This is a genomic window from Kitasatospora sp. NPDC127035, assembly GCF_042726075.1.
GTDB lineage: Bacteria > Actinomycetota > Actinomycetes > Streptomycetales > Streptomycetaceae > Kitasatospora.
Genome location: NZ_JBHXDN010000075.1, coordinates 24,371 through 46,155, shown reverse-complemented (window position 1 = coordinate 46,155; position 21,785 = coordinate 24,371). Strand labels below are relative to the sequence as shown.

Genomic DNA, 21,785 nt, shown 5'->3' with positions numbered 1-21,785 from the left:
GGCATACCAATGGGCAGCTTTAAGTTTGTTGGCTACCTCAAGCACACCTGGTCAGAGCGGCATCAGTGTTGCAACTAGAGAGAAGACTGACACGCCAGCCTGATCGTTCCGGTCTTCCTCAAGCCCGGAGAGGAGCCCGGGGACATCCTGGAGTCCGATTCCTACGGCCCGCTGGTCAAGATCCTGACCGCTTTGCGCAGCCACGACGCCAAAGTGGTGGAGGCCCTCGCGGTGCCGCAGAAGTCCGGCAAGCGGACCAAGGGGCGCAGCGCCGAGGCTGCTTCCGGCCCTGGTGAGAGCATGGTCGGGGCGGGTGGTGGAGGGGCGTTCACGCTGCCGGTTCGGTTCCAGGCTCCGGTGGACGAGAACGTGCTCGCGCTGTTCATCGCCTCGCGGGTGCTGGTCGGTGAGACGCAGTTGTGGCGTGAGGGGATCGGTCACGCGCGACGCTGGTTCGAGGAGACCGGCGGCCTCGACGTCCCCTATTCGGCGCTGGTCGGGGAGAACGGGAATTACCCGCTGGGAAAGTGGCTGTCGGACCGGCGCGGGGAGAATGCGAATGGTGAGCTGGCGCCATACCGGGTGGAGATGCTCGACGCGCTCGGCATGATCTGGTCCGTGAGCGACGCTCGCTTCGAGGCCGGCCTGGACTGGGCGCGGGTGTGGGCGAAGGGCCACGGCGGCTCCTTGGCGGCGCCGGCGCGGGCGTCGGTCGGCGGGTACGCGATCGGCACGTGGCTCTCGGAGCTGCGGGCCGCGGCGCAGGTCCCGGCCGGCGAGCCGGGGGCGCTGGCGCCGGAGCGGCGGCGGGCGCTGGAGGAGATCGACCCGTGGTGGTGCCCGGTGTGGCCGGTCACCTGGCAGCGCGCCTACGCCACCGCCCGCATGTGGTGGCTGGACACCGACGGCCTCGTCGACTGGACCTCCCTGCCCCTGGACACGGTGTTCGAAGGCGAGCAGCTCGGCCGCTGGGTGCAGGCTCAGCGGGCTGGCTGGCCGGATCTGGAGGAGGACCAGCGGGACCTGCTGTCGGCGATCGGCATCGAGGCCGACCCTGAGCTGGTGGCCGCGAAGGCCGCCGCCCAGGCGAAGCCGACCGTGTCCCGCGGCGACAGGTTCGCCCAGGGCCTGGCCGCGCTCGCCCAGTTCGTCGAGCGCGAGCAGCACCCCCGGGTCCCCCGCCCGCACAAGGAACAGGTGGAGGCCGTGGAAGCCGGCCCCGGCGGCGACGAGCAGGTGGTGGTGTCGCACTTCGCCCTCGGCACCTGGCTCAACAACCAGAAAGCCCGCCGAGCCAAACTCACCCCGGGCCAGCTCGCGCAACTCGCCGAACACGGCGTCGAATGGGCGTAACGGCAGCGTTGGGATTCCCGGGACATTCACGTGATTCCCGTACACCGGCGAAGTCGGCAGGTCAGGGCCGGTCGGGCCTGATCGTGGATGAGGGCTCGACCGGGAACACCAGCTCGACGCCCCTCGACGGACGACCCACGCAGTTCCTGCTGGACTCACGAGATGCATCAGTCAGAGGCCTCAGAGGCCACTCAAGCGTCGGCGCAGCGGTAGGAACTCACACAGCTCGGCCGCTGGGTGCAGACGCAGCGCGCCGGCTGGCCCGCCCTGGAGGTCGACCAGCAGGACCTGCTGACGGCGATCGGCATCGAGGCCGACCCTGAGCTGGTGGCCGCCAAGGCCGCCGCCGAGGCGAAGCCGACGCGCTCCCGCACCGACCGGTTCCAGCAGGGCCTGGCGGCGCTGGCGGCCTTCGTCGAGCGGGAACGGCATCCCCGGGTGCCCCGCCCGCACAAGGAACCGCTGGAGACCGTCGAGGCCGGCCCCGGCGGCGAGGAGCAGGCCGTGGTGTCGCACTTCGCCCTCGGCACCTGGCTCAACAACCAGAAAGCCCGCCGGGCGAAGCTCACCCCGGGCCAGCTCGCCGAACACGGCGTGGAGTGGGCGTAGCGGCCCGTCCTACCGCCGGGCGGTGAGTTGCCCGGCGGTAGTCTGCTGCGGCCTTGAGAAAGCGCCAAGAGGCCGTCACCTGTGGCTGGCGGCCGGGGTCTACAGTTCGACGTCCAGCCAGGCGATGTCGTTCAGTTCGACGTCGAGGCCTCGGGCTCGGTGGCCGTTGTCCTTGAAGTAGTGCTCGCGCAGGCCTTCGGCGAGGATGCGCTCCTGCTGGGCCTGGGTGGCGCCGGCGTCGCGGGCCTCGTACAGCTTCTTGGCGACGTCGCCGGGCATCTTCTGGGTGATCGTGCGGGCCCGGGGGTCGTCGGTGGAGCCGGCTGCAGAGCTGTAGCCGAAGGTGCCGCTGATGTGGAGCATGAAGCCGTTCTTCTCGGCGGCCTTGCGGGTGCGGTCCTTCACTCTCGGCTGCCACTTCGCGCGGACCTGCTGCTCGACCTTGGCCGCGGCCGCGGGCTTGGGGACGCCCTGGCCCTTGAGCCAGCGCTGCACAGTGCGCTGCGAGACGTCGAGCTCGGCGGCCAGGGCCTTGGTGGAACCCTTGGCGCCCTTCAGCAGGAACCGCATCCGCGCCGGCACGGACTGCGGAATCGGGCGGGTGCGCTCGGCGCGCTCCAGGCCCTCGTCGATCTCCCCCATCGGACTTCTCCTTCCTCGTGCTGGTGATGTTCGTGGTGGCTGGTTGCCGGTCGGCGGTCCGCTGGTGGTCGTGGTGTGTGGGGCCGGGCACGCGTGGTGCGGGCCCGGCCTGGTGCGGCTACTCGTCGGCGGAGACCTGGCCGCCGGCCTTCATGTGCCGGGCCGGGTTGGTCCCGTCGGCGATCAGCTCGGTGATCTCGGTCATCGGCCGGGAGCCCTCGTGCTTCACGTGCCCGGGGCTGACGCCGAGGCGCAGCGAGGTGGTGAGGGTGCCGTCCGGGCGGGTGAGGACGTCCAGGGCGCCGGGGCCCGGGGCGGCGAAGACGGCGCAGTCGGAGAGGACGGCGAAGGCGTGCAGGCCGGTCTGGGCGTACATGCGGATGAGCTTGCGGTGGAGGTTGACGGTGGCGGTGTCGATGACCAGGGCGCGCATCAGTGGGTCCCAGGTCGGGCGGTCCAGGGCGGCCCAGCGTTCGCCGGGCTTGTAGCCGTGGCCGCGGGGGCGTTCGCGCATCTTGCCGATGGTGCCCTTGGCGGTCTGCTTGATCGCGGTGAGCACGGCGAGCTCGGCCGGGTCGCCGGTGGTCTTGAGGTTGGCCATGGCGTCGAGGAAGGCGAGCGGGTCGTGGTCGGCGAGGGTGAGTGGGACGCCGAGGGCCGCCATGGTGTCGACGTACGCCTGCCGCAGGCGCTTGTGCCACGGGTCCAGGTAGGGGCCGTGCTCGTGCCGCAGCCAGCCCTCGGTCGGCTGGACCCGGGCGCCGAGCTCGGTGGCGTAGGCGACCTTCACCGTGGAGTACCAGGCAGGTCCCGTCGGGCGGGAGCCGTCGGCGGTGAACGGCGAGGGGAGCAGCGGGTTCGTGTCGACGCCGGACAGGTCCACCAGCCAGCTGCCGGGGATCTTGGGGTCGAACACCGGGTTCAGCTCGTGCACGGGCCCCGAGAGTGGCAGCACCAGGCGGCCGGCGGCGGCCAGGAAGGCCATGTTGATGTCCAGGCCGACCGCGAACGGTGCGGCCTTCTCGGTGTCGGTGAGGGGGCGGTGCCAGTCCCATGCCTCGGTGACCAGTTCGCCGCCCGCCTCGCGGTCCTGGGCGAGGGGGTGGACGTCCGGGACCTCCGGCGGGGCCGGGTCGAACGGGTCCTTGGGCCGGGAGCCCTCCACCGGGCCGGAGGTCCAGCCGGACTCGGTGCGCACCGCGCGGGTCGGCGGGCGCAGTGCGGTGACGAGTTCGAGGCCGGAGACGGCGGTGGAGCCGCGGGGGGTGAGGACCCGGGTGGCGTAGGTGCCGAGGAGGCGGGCCAGGTCGGCGGCGTCCAGGTGCTCGGGGATGGTCCAGCCGCCGGAGGCCAGGGCGTCCCAGGCGGGGATGCACAGCTGGACGCACTGGCGGCGGCCGTCCTCGGGGGTGCGGTAGATCCGGGCCCACGGGCCGAGGCCGCGCTGGGTGAGCAGCCAGCCGGCCTTCTCGACTGCCTTCACGGCCTTGTGGGTCTTCGGTAGCTGGCCCAGGCGCTGGACGTACTCGGTCTTCTCGTCGCGGCCCATCCGGGGCAGCCCGAGCTCTGCGAGGGCGGCGTCGGAGACGACGACCAGGGCGTCGCCGTCCTTGCCGTGCCGGTGCAGCCGCGGCGAGCCGAACTTGGCCTCCAACGCCCACTCCACGACAGCCGCCAGCGTGCGGCCGGCCGGAGCGGTCGACGCCACCGTGCCATCGGCGAGGTAGGCGACGAACGTCTTGCCGTCTGGGGCGACGTCGAGCACCGCGAGCGGACCGGCCGGGAACCGCGCCGCCGCAACCGCCTCCCAGTCGGACGGACCCTCAGCCGCCGAAGTGGCCTTGGCCGGAGCCTTGCGCGCCCGTGAGGAAGCCGCCGGACGCGACGGCGTCGCACGACGCGCGGGTCCAGCCGCAGGAGCGCCAGCGGGGGCGGCCTGGCGGGGAGCGGCGGCCGGAGCCTGCTCGGCGGCAGCCGGCTGCGCGGCCGCGGCCGCGGTGCACCAGCCGCCCATGTGCACCGGACGGCCACCCGAGCGGTACGGCGTCGGGCGCCCGCACCGCACGCACGGCTGCGGCTGACCGGTGACCAGGTCCCCGGCCGCGTCGCGGTCCAGCTCCACCGCCTGGTCCGCCTGGTCCGCCTGGTCCGCCTGGTCGCCGCCGAACGCCGCCGGCACGGGAGCGGGCACGGTCGGCGCCGCCTCGACCGGGCCAGCCGTCGTCGGCACGGCCGACGGAGCCTGAACGCTGGCGGGTGCGAGGCCGGCGGCCTGGGCCCGGCGCAGCCACTCGGTGGGCTCGACCGTGCCGTGGCGCAGTGCCAGCGTCGCGAGGAACCGGATGTACACCTCACGCTTGGGCGGGCGCGGGTCGGTCGACCCGGCCTCCCAGCGCACGATCGTCTCCCGCCGGGTCTTCAGCGCCTTCGCCAGGTCCTCCTGGGTGTACTCGGCGGCCTTGCGCAGCCGCTCCCGTTCGGCGGGCACCGGCAGGTCGTCGGCCGGCTTCGGCCGCTCCAGCAGCGCGTCGATCGCCGCGAACAGGTCGTCACTCATGCAGCACCTCCCCTTCCATCACCCACCCTAGCGTGAAAGTAACTTCTGGATCGCACATTTGAGTCACGCCACCCCGGCCGGAGGCACACGGCACTGCCCCGCCGACGAGAGAGGTCCAGTCACCAGGACGCGAGAGGAAGAAGAGGAAGGAACTGCCTTCAGGACCTGCGGCTCTTCGAGAGGCTAGGGGCCATGGTTTCCGGGATCTTCCGTGTGTCTCCTCTCGCCGGGGAGACGACCCTCTCGCTTCTTGACCGGGTCGCTGCCCGCTACGGCCTCAACTCTGCGGCTCTGCTGACGACCTGGCAGTGGAAGGGGCAGCGCCCTCGGCATGAGAGCGGTGCAGGGCGGGCGGATGCCGAGATGCTGCTGGACACGGCCGGGCGGCGAGCCCTGGCCGGGTTGTGCGGGGTGCCGGAGGAGGTGCTGGAGCGGGCACTGCCGGCGTGGGGCGTGGACGACGAGAAGCTGGCCGCAGCGGCGGGTGCGGACGGTCCGCGGGCGGTGTGGCGGGTGGCCGGCGCGGCGGTGGGGCCGGCGGCGTTCGGATGCCGGTCGTGCGCGGCGCGGCGGACCGGGGCGCCAGTGCGGGTGGTGCGGTACGCGCCCCGCTGGGAGCGGGTGTGCGCGCGGGCACGGCCGGTGGCTGCTGGACACGGACGCCGACCACGGCCTGGAGTTTCTGGATGTGCGCGGCCTGCCGGAGATCGCCGAGGCACAACGGCGATGGGCGGGAGTGGTCCGCCGGGCGCAGCGTGGCGGGGTGGAGGCGGCGGCGGTGTTCGCGGTGGCGCGGGCGGTGGTGTGCCAGTGGTGGGACCATGCGCTGGGGTGGGAGCAGGAGCGGATCTGGCCGGCCCGGCTGCACCGCCTGGCCGGCGGGGACGCGGGGCCCGAGTTCTGGTGGTGGCGGGCGGTGGCCCGGGAGGCCGCGACGTTCCCCGAGGTCGTCGCGGTCGCCGGGACGCTGGTGGACCCGGTGGTGGCCGAGTTGGTATGGCAGGACAGCGGCGGCGAGCGGATCCGTCCCTTCCCGCCCGACGGGGCGCTGTGCCGGGAGCTCGGCCGCAGGCTCGCCCGCCCCTGGCTCGGTGAGGTCGGCGCGGTCCCCGACAGCAGCGCGCTCACCGCCTGGTGGGGAGCACTCGTGCGCCGGCGCCGTGGCGCCGGCCGGAGCGGTGAGCGGTTCCTGGACCCGTGGTGGGTCAAACGCGAGGACCAACCGGTCTCCGTGGCGGCGCAGCTGCGGAAACTGGCCCAGCGCGCCGACGGCACCATCAGCTGGCGTGCCGCAGTCCCCCGCCCTGAACGCACCTGGATCAAGGACAGGCTCCGCGACGCCTCCGGCCTCCTGGCGCAGCTGGACCTCGACGACACCGCACCACTCGCCGCAACCACCCAACAGCTGCTGGACACCCTCGACAAGGCCATCGGCACCCTGACCGAGGCCAGCACCGGCATCGCCAGCGCGGCGCAGACCGCAGGCATCCCCCTCGACCAGCTCAGCACCTGGACCCACATCCCCGCAGAGAACCTCCGACAGAACATCGACGACCACCGCGACAACCTCGAGGAGCAATACGGGTGACGACGCGGGAGAGGCCAGTCCTCGACGGGGGAAGTCACCGGTGCATGCTCCTGGACCGGGGCCCGGTGTGTTCCGGGTCGCTCCCCTGCAGGGTCTGTCGAGCCGGTTGACCGTACAGGCCCGCTGCCTCCGAGTCGGCGAACTCCCCGGCGAGCGGTGGTCGAAGTCCTTAGCGCATGGTCAGGGGCGTTGTCAGTGATACGGGGGTTCCGGGCTATGAGGCTGCGGCCTGTGGGACATCTGGAGGATGGATGCGGCAGGTGAGGATGCGACAGGTGAGGATGCGACGGTGCTCGCGGGCGGACGTGATCCGGGCTCCGACCGGGTCGAGGCGCGGATCGTCGGCGCAGGTACCGAGCTCGAACGCATGCCCTGGACCCGGGCCGCGCACGGGGTCGCGTTGGAGGAGTTGGCGTCGGTGCGAACCTTCCCCGTGCAACGCGGGCGTCGGATCGCTCCGGGGTGGTGGTGGTCGGCGTCGACCGGGCGCCTGGTGCACTACGGCTTCGGCGCGATGCGCACCCAGATCATGCTGCTGGACCACGATCCACAGGTGGTCGCGCTGGCCTGCAGCCCGGTGGAGCTGGCGTGGCTGGGAGAGGACGACACCGTTGCCGTGCATGCCCCGCACCTGATGGCACGGCTGCGGGACGGCAGCGGCCTGCTGGTCGACTGTGCGGGTGGCGAGGGCGTCCCCGCCCGCCTAGCCGACCATGCCGCTGCGATGGCTGCCGCGGCCCGGGCCGTCGGTTGGCACTACCGCATCGCGCGGCCCCCTGACCCGGTGCTCGCGGCCAACGTGCGGTGGCTGTCGGGCTACCGGCATCCGCGCCATAGCGGCAGCACCCCGACGGGGCGGGTCGCCGGCCTCTTCGCTCAGCCGCTCCCGCTCATCGAGGGTGTACGGCGGCTCGGGGAGCCCATCGCGGCATGGCCGGTGGTCTTCCACGCACTGTGGAGCGGGGTGCTCAGCGCTCCCCTGGACCAGCCGCTGCACGAGCGGACCGTGGCCACCACGACGGCAACCGGGGCCGCAGGATGAGCGGCACCGCGCTCGCCGTGGGAGACCAGGTGCGGTGGGACGGCCGCGCCTGGACGCTCGCCGCGCTCGAAGGCGCCCGCGCACGCCTCCTCGGGGAGGCGGGTGCCATCTCCACGGTGCTGCTGTCCCACCTGCTGGCCGATCCCCAATTCGAGGTCATCGGCGGCCCGCTCCAGGTCAAGATGGCGGCGGCCGGGCTCCTGGACACGCTTCCCGACCACGTCCGTCAGCAGGCCTTGGCCTGGGAGCGGCACGTGCGGGAAGTCGAGTCGGGCGCAGCCGTCCCCGGCGGGGTGCCGCGGGCGGTGTACGACCCGGAGGTGACCACGTTGGCGCAGCGCGAGAGGGCCAAGGCTGCGGAGCTGACGGCGGCCGGGGCGGCGACGAGCGTGACGACGGTGCGCCGGATGCGGGCGCGGTACCGGGACCAGGGGGTGTGGGGGTTGGTGGACCGGCGCACCACACGCCCGGCGTCTGCGGTGGGGCGGGCCGATCAGCGGGTCGTGGAGGGTGTGATGGCGGTGCTGGGGCGGCAGCGGGATCGGTCGACGGGCACGCTGACGCGGTTGCGCGACCAGGTCCGCTGGCACCTGGAGGAGGTGCACGGTCCCGGGGTGGTGGCTGTGCCGCCGGCGTCGACGTTCAACCGGCTGGTGCACGTGCTGGCCGATGGCCAGGGACTGCTGGGCAGCGCGGCGCAGCGGCGCTCGCACGGCTCACGGCCGGCGGCGCCGTTCAGGCCGACGGTGGCGCTGCGGCCCGGTGAGCTGGTGATGATGGACAGCACCCCGTTGGATGTCCTGGCGGTGCTGGCGGACGGGGTGACGGGCCGTCCGGAGTTGACGATCGCTCTCGATGTGGCGACGCGGTCGGTGTGTGCGGCGGTGCTGCGGCCGCCGGGTACCAGTGCGGTGGACGCGGCGGTCCTGCTGGCGGAGATGGTCGCGCCGACGCGGATGCGGCCGGGCTGGGACGCGGCCTTGGCACTGCAGCGCTCGGTGGTCCCCTACGAGCGGCTGCTGAGTCTGGACGAGCGGTTCAAGGGGGCGGCGGCGCGGCCGGTGATCGTGCCGGAGACGGTGGTCGTGGACCAGGGCGCGGTGTTCGTGTCCTCCTCGTTCCTGGGCGCGTGCGAGAGTCTGGGAGTCTCGCTGCAGCCGGTCCCGCCCGCGAACGGACCGGCGAAGGGTGCGGTGGAGCGGACGTTCGGGTCGATCAACCACCGGTTCTGCCAGTACGTCGCCGGCTACACCGGGTCCAGCGCCGCCGAGCGCGGGCGCAGGGTCCAGGACGAGGCCCGGTGGACGCTGCCGCAGCTGCAGGAACTCTTCGACGAGTGGCTGGTGTCCGGGTGGCACGCGCGCAAGCACACCGCGCTGCGGCACCCGATGCTGCCGCACCTGTCGCTGTCGCCCATCGAGATGTGGGGTGCTCTGGTGGGCATCGCCGGCTACGTCCCGCTGCCCCTGGCGTGGGAGGACCACATCGAACTGCTGCCGGTGCGTTGGCAGCCCGTGAGCGATTACGGGATCCGCTTCGACTACCGCACCTACGACAGCACCGTTCTGAACGGGCACCGGCGCAGCCGCACCTCCGCCGGAGCGGCCGTGCAGTTGGAGGTCCACCACAATCCCTACGACCCGGCCCGGATCTGGGTCAGGCTACCGGGCGGCTTCCAGGAAGTGCCCTGGATCCACGCCACTCAGGTGAGCATGCCGTTCACCGACGCCGCCTGGCGGCACATCGTCAGCACGGTGGCGCGCACCACTGACCGCGACGCCCACGAAGTGGCCCTGGCCCGGGCCCTGGACACGCTGCTGCGGCGCGCCGGGGCAGGAACGGGCACCCGCCGCGAACGCACCATCGCGGCCCGCGCCGCAGCCGCGACCTCCCTCGCCCCGGCCGGCCTGGCGCTGGCGCCGGCGCCTGCGGACACTGCTGCGACTGGCGGCGCCCCGGAGCAACGGAGCGAAGGCCCCGATGTCGAGGACGCGCAGCGATTCCAGTGCGCCGAGGACCTGGCCGAATCCGGATTCGACGAGAGCGACGACGAAGGCGAGGAGGGCTGCGTTCCCGATCCCGGGCCGACGCGCCCCACTCATGTGCTGAACCCCTACCTGGAGGCCCAGCAGTGGCTGTAGTGAATCCCGCCCCCGGCCAGGGCGAAGACGAAGCGTTCGACCCGGTCAGCACCTGGGTGGGCTGGCAGCGCTACGTCGACAACGCCCCCGGCGACCAGTCGGCCGACGCCAGCGGCTGGACCCGGGAGCAGCGCCTGGACTACCACTCCGAGTTCGTCGTGGTGCGCACTCCGGCGATGAAACGGGTCTCGCTGGAACTGCAGAAGATGCTGCTCGTCAACCGGCGCCACCAGGGCACCGCCCGGCGCGGCCTGATCGTCTCCGGGCTGCCCAGTACCGGCAAGACCACCACTTTGATGGAGCTGGGACGGATCTTCGAGCTCACCGACCGGCGCAGGCACCCGGGGGTCAAGGACCGGCTGCCGGTGGCGTTCGTCTCCGTCCCGCCCGCCTCGACTCCCAAGATGCTGGTCAGCGAGTTCGCCCGGTTCCTGGGCGTGCCCGTGCTGCGCCGGATGAACCAGGCCCAGATCACCGACTCGGTCTGCGCGACCCTGCGCGAGCTGCGGACCCAGCTGGTCCTGGTCGACGACATCCACCTGCTGGACACCCGCACCCGCTCCGGCGCCGAGACCTCCGACCAGATCAAGCACCTGGGCGAACGTATCGCCGCGACGTTCATCTACGCCGGCGTCGACGTCGACACCTCCCCGCTGCTGGTCGGCCCCCGCGGACAGCAGCTCGCCGGGCGCTTCAAACTCCTGCGCAACGACCCCCTGCCCCACGGCACCGCCGAGCAGCGGCAGACGTGGCTCGAGCTGGTCACCGACCTGGAGAGCGCACTGCGGCTGCGGCACCACCGCCCGGGGACCCTGGCCCGTCTCGCCCCCTACCTGCACCGGCGCACCGGCGGAGTGATCGGCAGCCTGTCCCACCTCATCCGAGAGGCGGCCATCACCACCATCGCGGACAACACCGAGCGCATCACCAAGAAGCTCCTGGACGGCATCGAGCTCGACATCCGCGCCCAGCAGCAACTCCTCGCCCCTGCCCCGACCCGGCGCAGCCCCACCGGACGGGACGGGAGAAACCGATAGCCGCCCGGGCGCGGAGTGCTGGAAGCCAAGCCGGACGTCCTGCGCCGTGCGACTGCCTCGCGCGGACCCCTTCGAGAGCGGAGCAGTACTGCTGTGACCATAGAGGCGAGGCGCGCGCCGTCCTCACGGCTGTTCCCTATGGCGCCGTGCGCCGTCCGGGCGCGGCCCCTGGGCCGGGAGACGACCCTGTCGTTCCTGCAGCGGCTGGCCGCCCGCCTCTGTACCACCGCCCCGGACCTGATCGCGGAGTTCTTCGCCTTCGGCAACCGCCGCCCCATGTCGTCCTTCCCGCGAGGCGGCGAGGTGTACTTCAACACCGAGGCCCGTAACCGCCTCGCCGCCCTCGCGCAGGTACCGCCCGCGCACCTGGAGCGGGCCCTGCCCGCCTGGGCGCAGCTCGAACCGGCCGGGCGCCACGACGCCGGACCGGCCGTCACCTTCTACAGCGCCACGTCCATCGCGCCGACCGCGGCGGCCTGCGCGCGCTGTACCGCCGCACGCACAGGCCGCGCCGAAACCGCGAGTCTGTACACCGCCGGCCACCAGCACGTGTGCCGCCGCCATGCGGTCTGGCTGACGGATCCTCACGACGCGGTCCAAGGAAGGGGCGGGCTCGGGCCCGCCGATGCGGGCCAGGCGGGCGGTGAACCGCGTCGCGGCCTCGCCGGGCAGGTCCTCAGCCGTCGGCAGGACCAGGTCCGAGAGCTCAGCCTGGCGGGGCTGCCCGAGATCGCCGCTGCCAGCAGCCGTCACGCCACCTGGCTGCGGCGTCGTTGCGGCATCGCCGACGCCTTCCCGCTCGCCCAGTCCGTCACCGCGACCTGGTGGGACGCCGCCTGGCCGCAGGAGCAACGCTGGCCCCGGCTGCGCGACGCCCTGGCCCACGCCAACCCCCACGCGGACATCCCCGAACACATCGCCCGCGCCGTCGCCACCTACCCCGACAGCGTCGTCCTGGCCGGCTTGCTGGCCGGCGGCTTCTGGCAGCAGCAGGTCCGGGCCCAGAAGCACAAACCCCACACCCCGGCCGACACCCCCGACCTCACCCGCGAGCTGGCCACCCGCCTACGACGGCCCTGGCTGGTCCAGGCCCTGGCCGACGAGTCCTCCGGTCCGCTGACCGCCTGGCTGCACAACTGCTGGCGCCCACGCCCCGCCAAGGAGGGCAGGCGCAGAAGCCTGTGGTGGATCGCCCCCGCCTACCGCACCCCCGCCACCGCCCCCGCGCGCCGCACCGCACCGCGCTCCTCGACAGCCCCCGCGGCCGAGGGCGACACGGGCCCGGCCGCGGAAGACGACGCCACCGTGCAGGGCTTCGCCCGCGGCTACGCGCTCGCCGAGGCCTTCGCCCAGGAACACGGACACCTGTCCATCCCCTACCGGCACCGGCGCGACGGCTTCCAACTCGGGCTGTGGCTGTCCAACCAGCGCGCCTACGGCCCCCGGCTGGCGCCCGAACGCGCCCGCGCGCTGAGCGCCCTGGACCCGTGGTGGAACCCTCCGTGGAGCACCCGGTGGCAACGCATCTACCAGCGCGCACACCACCAGGTGCAAACCGGTGTCCTGGTCGATCCCGGCCAGGGCTTCGACGCCTTCAGCGAGAACATGGGCAGCTGGCTGTTCGACCAGTGCCTGAAGTACCAGGACCTGCACCCCCAGCAACGTGCCCTGCTGGCCCGCATCGGCATCACCGCGCACAGCGCCGAAGCGGCCCGCCGGCGCCGGCGCAGCATCGAGGACTCGCGTACCGAAGGACTCGCGCACGCCCGCGCCTACGCGGCGCGCACCGGCCACCTGTGCGCGCACCCCGAGGACACCCACGACGGCTTCCCCATCGGCCAATGGCTCTCCAACCAACGCAGCCGCACCCGCGCCGGAACCGAGGCCGCCGGCATCGCCGACCAGCTCACCGCCCTGGACCCCTGGTGGGCCGCACCGTGGCCCACCCACTGGCAGCGCACCTGCTACACGGTGAGCACCCTGGTACGGGCCGGCCATGTCCTTGACCCCGCCGATGCGTTCGCCGGCTTCGACGACGCCGTGGGCCAGTGGCTGTTCACCCAGTGCGCCACCTACCAGGACCTCGATCCCGGACAGCAACAGCAACTCGCCGCCTTGGGACTGACCGTCCAGGTTGCGGCCACCGCCCGGCCCGACCCCGCCACCAGCGCGCCGAGCCTGGAGACCGGGCTGTACTACGCCCGCGCCTACGCCCGCCAGCACGGCGACCTCGACGTCGCGCCCCGCGCCCGCCAGGACGGTTTCCCACTGGGGGCGTGGCTCGCACGCCAGCGCCACTACGCCATCACCCGCGCAGCGGCCTCCACCACGCCGTGGCCCGGCGCAGCGCTCCTGGCGGCCCTGGACCCCTGGTGGAACCCGCCCTGGGGCGCGGACTGGAACAAGAGCTACCGCGCCGCACGGACCCAGGCCACAAGCGGCCTGGAGCTGGACCCCGAACGGGGCTTCCCCGGCACCCCCGACTGGACCGGGCAGTGGCTCTATGCCCAGTGCCTGGCCTATCCCGCCCTGCACCCCGAGCAGCAACAGCGACTGGCGCTGCTCGGCATCACCGCAGAACGCGCCCGAGACGCCAAACCGCGGCGCACCACCCAGCAGGAGTCCTTCAACACCGGCCTGGCCCACGCCCGCACCCAGGCCCGGCGCCACGGCCACCTCTCCCTGCCCAACAACACCCGCGCCGGGAACTACCCGATCGGCTCCTGGCTGGCCACCCAGCGCGAGAGAGCCACCGCCGGCCGGCTGCCCGCCGACCGCACCGACGCTCTCGCCGCCCTCGACCCGTGGTGGAACCCGCCCTGGGGCATGACCTGGCAGATCACCTACCACACCGTCAAAACCCAGACCACAGGCCGCACCCTCGACCCCGCCCAAGGCTTCCCCGGCCTGCCCGCACACACCACCCGATGGCTATTCACCCAGTGCGCCGCCTACCCCACCCTCACCCCCGGCCAGCAGCACCTCCTCGCCGACCTCGGCATCACCGCGCAGCACGCCGACGCCCTACGCCCTCAGCACGAACCCCGCCCACGCACCGGCCCCGGCACCGAACGACCCCGCCCCACCACCATCCCCTCCGGCATCGACGCCGGCCTGCGCTACGCCCGCACCTACGCCCACCAGCACGGCGGCCTGGGAAGCGCCCACTACGACGTCGAACACGACGGCTTCCCCCTCGGCTGGTGGCTATACGAACAACGCAAACGCGCCAACGCCCACCTACGCCGCACCGGCCAACCCTGGCGACGGCGTCAGGGCCGGGCTGGACGGGAACGGTGTTGGACATCGGGTCGGCCTTCCGGTCTGGCAGGCCGGGGTGGGCGTGGTGGCCGGCCCCCGGGCAGGGCGAGGGCGCCCGGACGCGGCCGACCCTGCACGGGACCCCCTTGTCCTCCGTCTGGCCCCACGCGTGCCGCGGTCGAACAGTCGCGCATGTGCGCGGTAGTGGCCCCCGTACGCGAGGGCCAGGCACCCGGGCCTCCTGCTGCCCTCGGACTCGACGTCCTGGAGCATGGCGGGAGACCCGGGTTCTGTGCCCGACCCGGTGGTGAGGAGCCGAGCAGGTTCTCGTGACCGGACACGCGCTCCCTATGACCGGCAGAGCTCAGCACCCTGCGTCTGTGGAGCGGAGAAGGCCAGGGCAGGGGGTGGTCGGTGTCAGGAGATGGAGAAGACCGATGCCCAGTTCTTGCTGGCCGAGCTGGCGGATGCGGTATTGGCGGTAACCGCCTGCCCCGCGGTGGCGGTGCCGTCCAGAACGAAGCCGGTGGCCGGGTTGGTCAGGGTGTAGGTACCGACCGCGTTCTGCGTAACCTGCCAGCGCTGGTTGGCGGCGCCGAGGTAGACGGCTTGCAGCGAAACCTGGCCGCCGGCGGTGGCCGGTGCGGTCAGGTAGAGCGGGATCAGGCAGCTGTCGTAGATCCGCACGGTGCCGTCGCCGTTGGACGTGAACTTCCAGCGCTGCGAGGCCAGGCTGGTGTCCAGCGCGGCGAACACGGCCACCGTCGAGACCGTGACGGCGCAGGTCCCGCTGTGCTGGAGGGCGACGCCGCCGCCGTTGCTGAGCACGTGGTAGGCGTTGTCACCGACGACCGTGGGCCCGTAGTTGATGGCGTGGGAGTCCAGCGCGGTCAGCGCGGCACCGGTGGTGGACAACGGCGGCACGGCCGTCGGGCGGACGTTCCTGAACCAGTCGGCGAAGGTCACCGGCGTGTTCGCGGCCAGGGTGGTGATGCTGCGGTTCCAACTGCCGTCCACCTGGTTCCACAGCTGGAGCAGCGAGGCTGCCACGTTGCCCTGCACATGGTCGCCGGTCTGCCAGCCCGCGACGTGGGTGAACGAGGTGGAGTCGCCGTTCGGGAACACGTAGCGCTGGTCGCCCAGGAGGTAGGCGGCCACAGCGTCGCCGAAGCCCTCGGTCCAGGCGCAGGTGGCGGACGACGCCAGCTGGATGTAGTGCGGGTTGCAGTTGGTGACGGTGGGGAACGTGCTGTTGTAGAGGCGGTGCTGGAAGAAGTGGCCCGCTTCGTGCAGCACGGTGTGCTCGGAGTCGGGGTCGCTGTCGCCCAGGTGGACGGTGTTCGCCAGGTCGTAGTACGGGCCGTCGTTGGACCCGGTCTGCCAGCGCAGCGTCAGCGTGGTGCAGCTCGCAGCACTCGTCTCGGCGGTCGTCCAGCACGGTGTGGTCGAGTTGGCGCGTTGCGACCAGAGCGGGTTGACGGTGTCGAAAGCGTGCCAGGCACGGTCCGAAACGGTCGGGTTGACGGCACCGAGAGCGACGTTCGCCGATACGTTCGACAGCGTCGGAGTGTTGAGGGTGTACACCGTTCCGGAGGAGTTGGTGACCCGCCACACCTGGTTGCTACGGGTGGCGAACCGTACGAACACGCGGTCCAGGGAAGTAGTGTTGACCGGGGTGTAGCAGAGGTTGAACGAGCCGTCGGCCGCACCGGTCAGCTGCGTGCCGGAGTTCAGCTTGTGGTCGGTCTCGGTTGCCAGCTCCCGACCCCACAGCTCGACCGAGGCATTACGGGCGCCCCTGGTCAGAGTCGGCTTCGCGGTACCCGCCTCGGCGGACTGGTAGTCGAACTGCAGAGTGCCGCTCACACAGATCGGGGACACGGCGGACGCGGTGCCTGCCGACAGCGGCACCAGGACGCCGGCCGCGAGCACCGCCGGAACCAGCAGGCGCAGCAAAGCTCTGGGTCTACGTAACATAGACAACCTTCCGAAGGGCGCCCAGGCCCGCCGACGGCAGACCTGGCGCGCGGGGGACCGGGTGGATCCCGGCCCTAGAGACGCCGCCAGGTACCGGCGGTCCGAACCGTGAGCCATCGTCGGGGCAACACCACGCCGCTGCCAGGGGCGCACAGAGGCACAGCCAGCAGTCGTGCGGCCTAGGTGAAGACTCGGCAGGGATTTTGCGCGCACACCCGACGGCCGTCTCGACCGGCCGTGCGCCCCTCAGCCGCCGCAGCACTCTCGTCCGGTTTCACCGCTGAGCTGCGATTTTCCGGCAGAGCCCAGAGGTGAAGTCGGCGCGGTGGGGTGCTTGTCGAGTGCACGGAATCCCGTGCGCCCCCGTGGCCGTACGGATCGAGGCGGGCCCCTTGGCGCGGATCTCCTTTGTGGAGAATCCCGGCAGCTCAGTCAGGCAAGCACGTCACCGATGGCATCCACCCGAACCGAGGGAGGCGATCGACGACGCCCTCACCCACGCCCAGAACCCCGCACGCGCCTGACCACCCACCAGGCGTGCGAGGATCGGCACTGCTCGACCCCGGCCGGCCACCGCTCTGCTTGTACCAGAACCCGGTGGCCGGCCCCGGCCGGACACCGGGGCCCCGCCCCTGACAGGCGATCTTGACCAGACGCTGTCCCAGCCTAGTGAAACGACCCAAACCGGACAGGCTGGGACGCTGGTGGGACATGCCGGGGAGACCTCGGCGGCGTCCTCGGGCAGAGACCGGCGGACCTGGCGACGATCAGCCCTTACCGGTACGAGCAGATCCGCCGGGTTGGGGGGCTCCAGCCCCGGCGGGCTTCACATCCCGCCGGGGCTGTTCGATCCGAGGCTGGGCTCCGTCGTCTGACGTGGCGGTGACCGGCGCCCCGATCCCGCGCCGGTGTCATGGCCCCGCACGGCCCGCCCCGGCTACGCGGTCTCCGGTGGTGTCGGGGCGTCGCGGTTCTCCGCGCGGCCCGGCGGCGGTCAGGCGGTGTAGGTGTACCTGTCGTACTGCAGGCCGGAGGCATAGGACGTGGCGACGGTCAGGGTGGTGCCGTCGAGGGTGGCCGCCTGGCTGAGGACCTTTCCGGCGGCGTCCTTGGGGGTGTGCTGCAGGACGGTCCAGGGGCCGGTTCCGGTGGCGGGCTCCTCCAGGATCCACTGCTGTCCGGCGCCCGCGACGACGGCGATCAGCTGCCCCTGCGTCGGTCCGGGCAGCAGCACCGGCCGCACCGAGGGATAGGTCTTGGGTGTGGCCTCGCCGAACGACAGCGGGGCCAGGCCGCTCCAGGTTCCGGAGGTGTTCTGCTGGAAACTGAGCAGGGTGCCGTCGGGGGTGGTGAATATCCCGATCAGGGGGAAGTTCCTGGCGCGGGCGACGGCCAGCGGGCCCGTGATGTTGTTGGCGGGGTTGGTGAACGCCGGCCAGGTGCCGTTGGGCGGGGTCTGCCGGATCAGCCATGCCTGGGCGGCGGTGTTGACGTGGAAGAACGCCTGCCAGCCGTCGGCGGTGGACGTCGTCGCCAGCTCACGTACGCCGCCGCCGAACTTCTGGGCGGGCGGCCAGCCTTCGGCGCCCCGGGTGGTGGCCCAGGGCTCCGGTCCATGTCGAGCCGGGGGTGATCCGGTGGGGAGGAGCCCGATCGCGGCTGGTCGGCGCGGTCGGCAGAGACGAACCTGATACGAGGGCGATCGGCCCTTCAGTGGCACCGGACGTCGCCCACGATCCCGTGAGAGGTGCACATGCGGTCCAGCTCGATGACGAGGTCGCTCGTCAGCCTCACCATCGCCGCCGGTATCGCCGCCGGCACCTCGGCGGGCGTGGCCTTCGCGACGCCCGAGTCTGCCGCCCGGCAGGCGGCAGACTCCCGGGCCGGCGCACGACTCACAGCCGTCGAGAACCCAGGCCTGAGCGCTCGGAGGCCGAGTACGTCCAGGGCCGGCCGGCGAACTGCTGGGGCTACCCGGGCCCAGTCAACGGCCTGTTGGACACCGAGAGCCGGAAGGCGCTCCAGCGCTTCCTCCAGGAGAGGTGGGGCTACGTCGACGCGATCGACGGCATCGCCGGACCGAGACCGTCAAAGCGCTGCAGCGCCAGCCGAGGGCCGAGGAGCGCTACACCGGTCCGATCGACGGCATCGCCGGACCGAGTACCCGGGAGGCGTTCAAGCACTTCGCCGCACCCAAGTACTGAACCCCGCGACGGACCCCGGCAGGGTCCGGGCCGCCGGGCGGGTCCGGGCGCGCTGCCGGTTGCTACGCTCCGGTGCGGCCGGGGAGCGCCCGGCGCGATGCCGTGGAGGTGCCGTGATGACGGACAGGTCAGCGGAGTTCAGGCCCGGCACGATCGACACGCGGCCGGTGCGGCGGGCCGCGTTCGCGGCGCTCGTGAGACCCCCGGCGGGGACCTCGACCCTGTTGGTGTCGGACGCGGACACCGGTGAACTCGTCGAGGTGGCAGGTCTCCCGCACCGTCCGGAGCCGGTGCCGTTGGCACTCTCCTGGGACGGCACTCACCTGCTGGTCCGCACGGGGCCAAAGGACCAGCCGGACCGGGACCTGGTGCTGCTCTGCCTCGCGACGAGGGAGCGGCGCGTGTTCGACGCGGACGCGGACGGCCTCGTCCAGCATGCGGCGCTCTCGCCCGACGGCCGGTCGATGGCCACGCTGGCCGACGAGGACGGCGTCCGGGTGGGCGTCACCGACCTGGCGACGGGCGCGCGGAAGCCGCTGTGGTCGGCCGAGGGCTGGCGGTCGGACGGTGGGGTGGCGTGGTCACCGGACGGCACACTGCTGGCGGTGGCCTTCATCGACGAGGAGGAGGACCGCACCGACACGGTGGTCCTGTCCGTGGCGGACGGGTCGGTCCTCGCCCGCTACGAGGGGCTCGTCATCTTGGGCAGCCCCAACGGCGTGTGGACCGGCGGGCGGGAACTCCTGCTGGTCGAGGAGTTCCCCGAGGAGACCGTCCCGCCGCTGTTCCTCCACGACGTGACCACCGGATCGGTCCGGCGCTTCGACCAGGTGCCCTCCCGGGGCGGCGGGGTGTCCGCGGTGACCGCCGGCAGGCTGGTCCAACACCTGCCCGGCGGCCTGTTCAGCTGCGCGCTCGACCGTAGCGACCCCCGCCCCGTGCTCGGACTCCCCCCGACGTACGGGGTCGAATTCTTCGACGTGAGCGGTACCGGAGCACCGGGACCGGCCACGAGGTTGAGCTCGCCACCAAAGTCCGGCACACCGGCGTCCGGGCCGCCCGAGGCACTCCCCCACCACAGCGCAGCCACAGGTGCGATAAGCCCGCACCGGATCAGCGGCCCGCCACACCGCGGCGGCCGTCCCCCGGTCATCGATAGCCGTCACATCACCGTACTCCCCGCCGGCCCCGGCACCGACAGGCTCTTCTACCGAGTTCGCCCCGGTGCCGAACGAGCCGGCGACGAGCCCACGCCAGCGCCACCGGTAGAAGACACCCGTCATCGCCGGAAACAGCAGCGGGCCGCCAGTGACGGGGCCGGGCAGAGCGGCCCGGCCGAGGGCGCGGCCGACGGCCGGGTAACACCCTCGTCCACCAAGTACGCACCGACCTGCCCGACCTGCTCCCCACCTCGACGCCCTGCGTCTCCCCGGGGCCCGCCGGATCGCCGAAACCCTGCACCTGACCACCGGCAACGACGCCGTCACCGCCCACGACGTGCCCGTCCTCACCGACCTCGGCCCGCTGCGCCGCCTCGGAGGCTTCGAGGGACACCCCGCCTACGGTGCGCCGGAGGCAGGACAGCGAGCGGACACCGACGCCCTGGCCGCTGTCGTCGCCGAGCGCACCGCCTGGATCGAAGCCTCGTTCTCCACCGCCCAGGAAGCGGAGACGATCCCCTGGGCCGAGACCGAGACCGAGTTCCGCTGGGCCGCTGAGCAGCGGGAACCGGCATCCGGCCGGCTCGGCCGCTGGGCCAAGCCGGCCACGGAGGCCCTGGGAGCAGACGCCGAGATGGCCGAGCAGGTCGAAGGGCGGCGTCGGATTCCCGGGGAACGGGCGGCCGACCACCTCAACATCAGCTACAGGTGCGACTGGCCGTACGTCATCGCCGCAGGCTGGATCGCCCCGGCCGGCTCACACCGCAAGAGTGTCGGGACGGTGCGCACCCTGGAGGTCGTGCTCTACCGCACAGGCGAGGGGGTGGAGGGGGCGTGGACCTTGAGGTAGCCCACGGCGTCCGGCTCCAGCCGGCCCTTGAAGAGTTCGGTGCGGGGGTCGTGGCCGATGGCGACGAACAGTCCGGCGGCGGGGTGCTCGCGCGGTGCGCCGGTGAACGTGTCGCGCAGGACGAGGCCGGCGGGCATGCCGTTGTCGGTCTCGCGGAGTTCGGCGACCTCGGTGTCGAAGGCGAGGGAGATCCTGTCGTCGGTCAAGGTCCGGTCCTGCCTGGCCTTGGAGGCCCGCAGGGTGGAGCGGCGGTGGACGATGGTGACGGAGTCGGCGAAGCGGGTGAGGAAGGTGGCCTCCTTCATGGCGGGGTCGCCGCCGCCGACCACGACGATGTCCTTGCCGCGGAAGAGGAAGCCGTCGCAGGTCGCGCACCAGGACACCCCGCGGCCGGAGAGTTTGTCCTCGCCCGGGAGGCCGAGTTTGCGGTGGCTGGCGCCGGTGGCGACGATGACCGCCCTGGCGCGGTGGACGGTGCCCCGGAGCCGGTGAGGTCCTCGATGACGCCGGAGAGGTCGACGGAGGCGAGGTCGTCGTCGATCATCTCGGCGCCGAACCTTTACGGCCTGGGCGCGTATGTCCTCGATCAGCTTCGGGCCGTCGACACCGTCGGGGAGACCGGGGAAGCCGGGGAAGTTCTCCACCTGGGTGGTGGTCAGCGAGCCGCCGACGAATATCGCGCGCTGCCGAACAGCAGCGGCTTGGGCCGGGCGCGGACGGTGTAGAGGGCGGCGGTGTACCCGGCGGGGGCGGAGCCGATGATGATGACCTCGCGCACGTCGGCGCCGGCCCGGGTGGCGCCGGTGACGAGTAGTCAGTTCTCCTGGCCGGTCGCGGTCTTGGCGTCGATCTCGGCGATCAGGCCCTCGATCAGCGTCTTGATCTCGTCGCGGATCGGGCGGACGGCTTCGACACCCTGGCCGGCCGGGTCCTCCAGCTCCCAGTCCAGGTACGTCTTGCCGGGGAAGTACGGGCAGGCGTCGCCGCAGCCCATGGTGATCACGTAGTCGGACGCCTGGACGGCCCCGGTGGTGAGCACCTTGGGCGTCCGGTCGGAGATGTCGATGCCGAGCTCGGCCATCGCCGCGACGGCGGAGGGGTTGATCTGGTCGCCCGGGACGGACCCGGCGGAGCGGACCTCGATCCGGTCGCCCGCGAGGTGGCGCAGGAAGCCGGCGGCCATTTGGGAGCGGCCGGCGTTGTGGATGCAGACGAACAGCACGGCGGTGGCGGGGGCGGTCATCGGTGATTGTCCTTCGCTCGGTCAACGGCCGGGGCCGGGGCGCCGGGCCGCAGTGCGGGTCCGGCCGGGGCGGGGCCCTACTGCCGAACATGTCAGCCCGGGCTGGTATCAGCAGTAGCTG

Annotated in this window: 14 protein-coding genes and 1 pseudogene; 9 read left to right on the top strand and 6 right to left on the bottom strand. The window is 72.4% G+C overall.

All coding sequences use genetic code 11. The features are described from left to right. Window positions 1–192: 192 nt before the first annotated feature. Entirely contained in the window at window positions 193–1,353 is a 1,161-nt protein-coding gene (locus ACFWIC_RS34670) for a helicase associated domain-containing protein (RefSeq protein WP_380520910.1), read from the top strand. A 237-nt stretch (window positions 1,354–1,590) separates the two neighbouring features. Further along, window positions 1,591–1,962, top strand: a complete 372-nt coding sequence (locus tag ACFWIC_RS34665; protein WP_380520908.1) for a helicase associated domain-containing protein — start codon at window positions 1,591–1,593, stop codon at window positions 1,960–1,962. Between the two features lie 99 nt (window positions 1,963–2,061). Here ACFWIC_RS34665 and tpg read toward each other — a convergent pair whose 3' ends face one another. Further along, complete coding sequence (gene tpg, locus ACFWIC_RS34660) at window positions 2,062–2,604, bottom strand: telomere-protecting terminal protein Tpg (RefSeq protein WP_380520907.1); 543 nt, start codon at window positions 2,602–2,604, stop codon at window positions 2,062–2,064. Window positions 2,605–2,722: 118 nt separating this feature from the next. Further along, a complete protein-coding gene (gene tap, locus ACFWIC_RS34655; RefSeq protein ID WP_380520905.1) occupies window positions 2,723–5,161 on the bottom strand; it encodes a telomere-associated protein Tap in 2,439 nt (812 codons plus the stop codon). Between the two features lie 688 nt (window positions 5,162–5,849). Between tap and ACFWIC_RS34650 the strand changes: the two genes are divergently transcribed. The 5 genes from ACFWIC_RS34650 to ACFWIC_RS34630 all read left to right on the top strand — a co-directional run bounded on the left by ACFWIC_RS34650 (window position 5,850) and on the right by ACFWIC_RS34630 (window position 14,563). Then, window positions 5,850–6,749, top strand: a complete 900-nt coding sequence (locus ACFWIC_RS34650; RefSeq protein ID WP_380520904.1) for a DNA-binding protein — start codon at window positions 5,850–5,852, stop codon at window positions 6,747–6,749. 289 nt (window positions 6,750–7,038) lie between these two features. Continuing rightward, complete coding sequence (locus ACFWIC_RS34645) at window positions 7,039–7,791, top strand: TnsA-like heteromeric transposase endonuclease subunit (protein WP_380520902.1); 753 nt, start codon at window positions 7,039–7,041, stop codon at window positions 7,789–7,791. After that, window positions 7,788–9,932, top strand: a complete 2,145-nt coding sequence (locus ACFWIC_RS34640; protein WP_380520900.1) for a transposase — start codon at window positions 7,788–7,790, stop codon at window positions 9,930–9,932. Before ACFWIC_RS34645 ends, ACFWIC_RS34640 begins: the two co-directional genes overlap by 4 nt. After that, window positions 9,923–10,969, top strand: coding sequence for an ATP-binding protein (locus tag ACFWIC_RS34635; RefSeq protein ID WP_380520899.1), 1,047 nt, complete (start codon window positions 9,923–9,925; stop codon window positions 10,967–10,969). Before ACFWIC_RS34640 ends, ACFWIC_RS34635 begins: the two co-directional genes overlap by 10 nt. A 138-nt stretch (window positions 10,970–11,107) precedes the next feature. Beyond that, window positions 11,108–14,563 carry a helicase associated domain-containing protein gene (locus tag ACFWIC_RS34630; RefSeq protein ID WP_380520897.1) on the top strand — a complete coding sequence of 1,152 codons (3,456 nt, stop codon included), beginning with the start codon at window positions 11,108–11,110 and terminating at the stop codon, window positions 14,561–14,563. Between the two features lie 84 nt (window positions 14,564–14,647). Here ACFWIC_RS34630 and ACFWIC_RS34625 read toward each other — a convergent pair whose 3' ends face one another. Beyond that, window positions 14,648–16,186 carry an RICIN domain-containing protein gene (locus tag ACFWIC_RS34625; RefSeq protein ID WP_380520895.1) on the bottom strand — a complete coding sequence of 513 codons (1,539 nt, stop codon included), beginning with the start codon at window positions 16,184–16,186 and terminating at the stop codon, window positions 14,648–14,650. A 1,015-nt stretch (window positions 16,187–17,201) separates the two neighbouring features. Beyond that, entirely contained in the window at window positions 17,202–17,927 is a 726-nt protein-coding gene (locus ACFWIC_RS34620; RefSeq protein WP_380520894.1) for a hypothetical protein, read from the bottom strand. 322 nt (window positions 17,928–18,249) lie between these two features. On the opposite strand from ACFWIC_RS34620, the gene ACFWIC_RS34615 reads away from it, so the two are divergent. Next, on the top strand, window positions 18,250–18,411 hold the full coding sequence (locus ACFWIC_RS34615) for a hypothetical protein (protein ID WP_380520892.1): 162 nt from the start codon (window positions 18,250–18,252) through the stop codon (window positions 18,409–18,411). A 1,497-nt stretch (window positions 18,412–19,908) separates the two neighbouring features. Then, window positions 19,909–20,421 carry a hypothetical protein gene (locus ACFWIC_RS34610; protein WP_380520890.1) on the top strand — a complete coding sequence of 171 codons (513 nt, stop codon included), beginning with the start codon at window positions 19,909–19,911 and terminating at the stop codon, window positions 20,419–20,421. Here ACFWIC_RS34610 and ACFWIC_RS34605 read toward each other — a convergent pair. Together ACFWIC_RS34605 and ACFWIC_RS34600 are read right to left on the bottom strand one after the other, a co-directional pair. After that, a pseudogene (locus ACFWIC_RS34605) lies at window positions 20,394–21,199 on the bottom strand (FAD-dependent oxidoreductase); the annotation flags it as partial. The gene ACFWIC_RS34610 and the pseudogene ACFWIC_RS34605 sit on opposite strands and share 28 nt — an antisense overlap. Window positions 21,200–21,235: 36 nt before the next feature. Then, window positions 21,236–21,664: an arsenate reductase ArsC gene (locus ACFWIC_RS34600; protein ID WP_380520888.1), complete on the bottom strand. Its 429-nt coding sequence runs from the start codon at window positions 21,662–21,664 to the stop codon at window positions 21,236–21,238. Window positions 21,665–21,785: the final 121 nt, after the last annotated feature.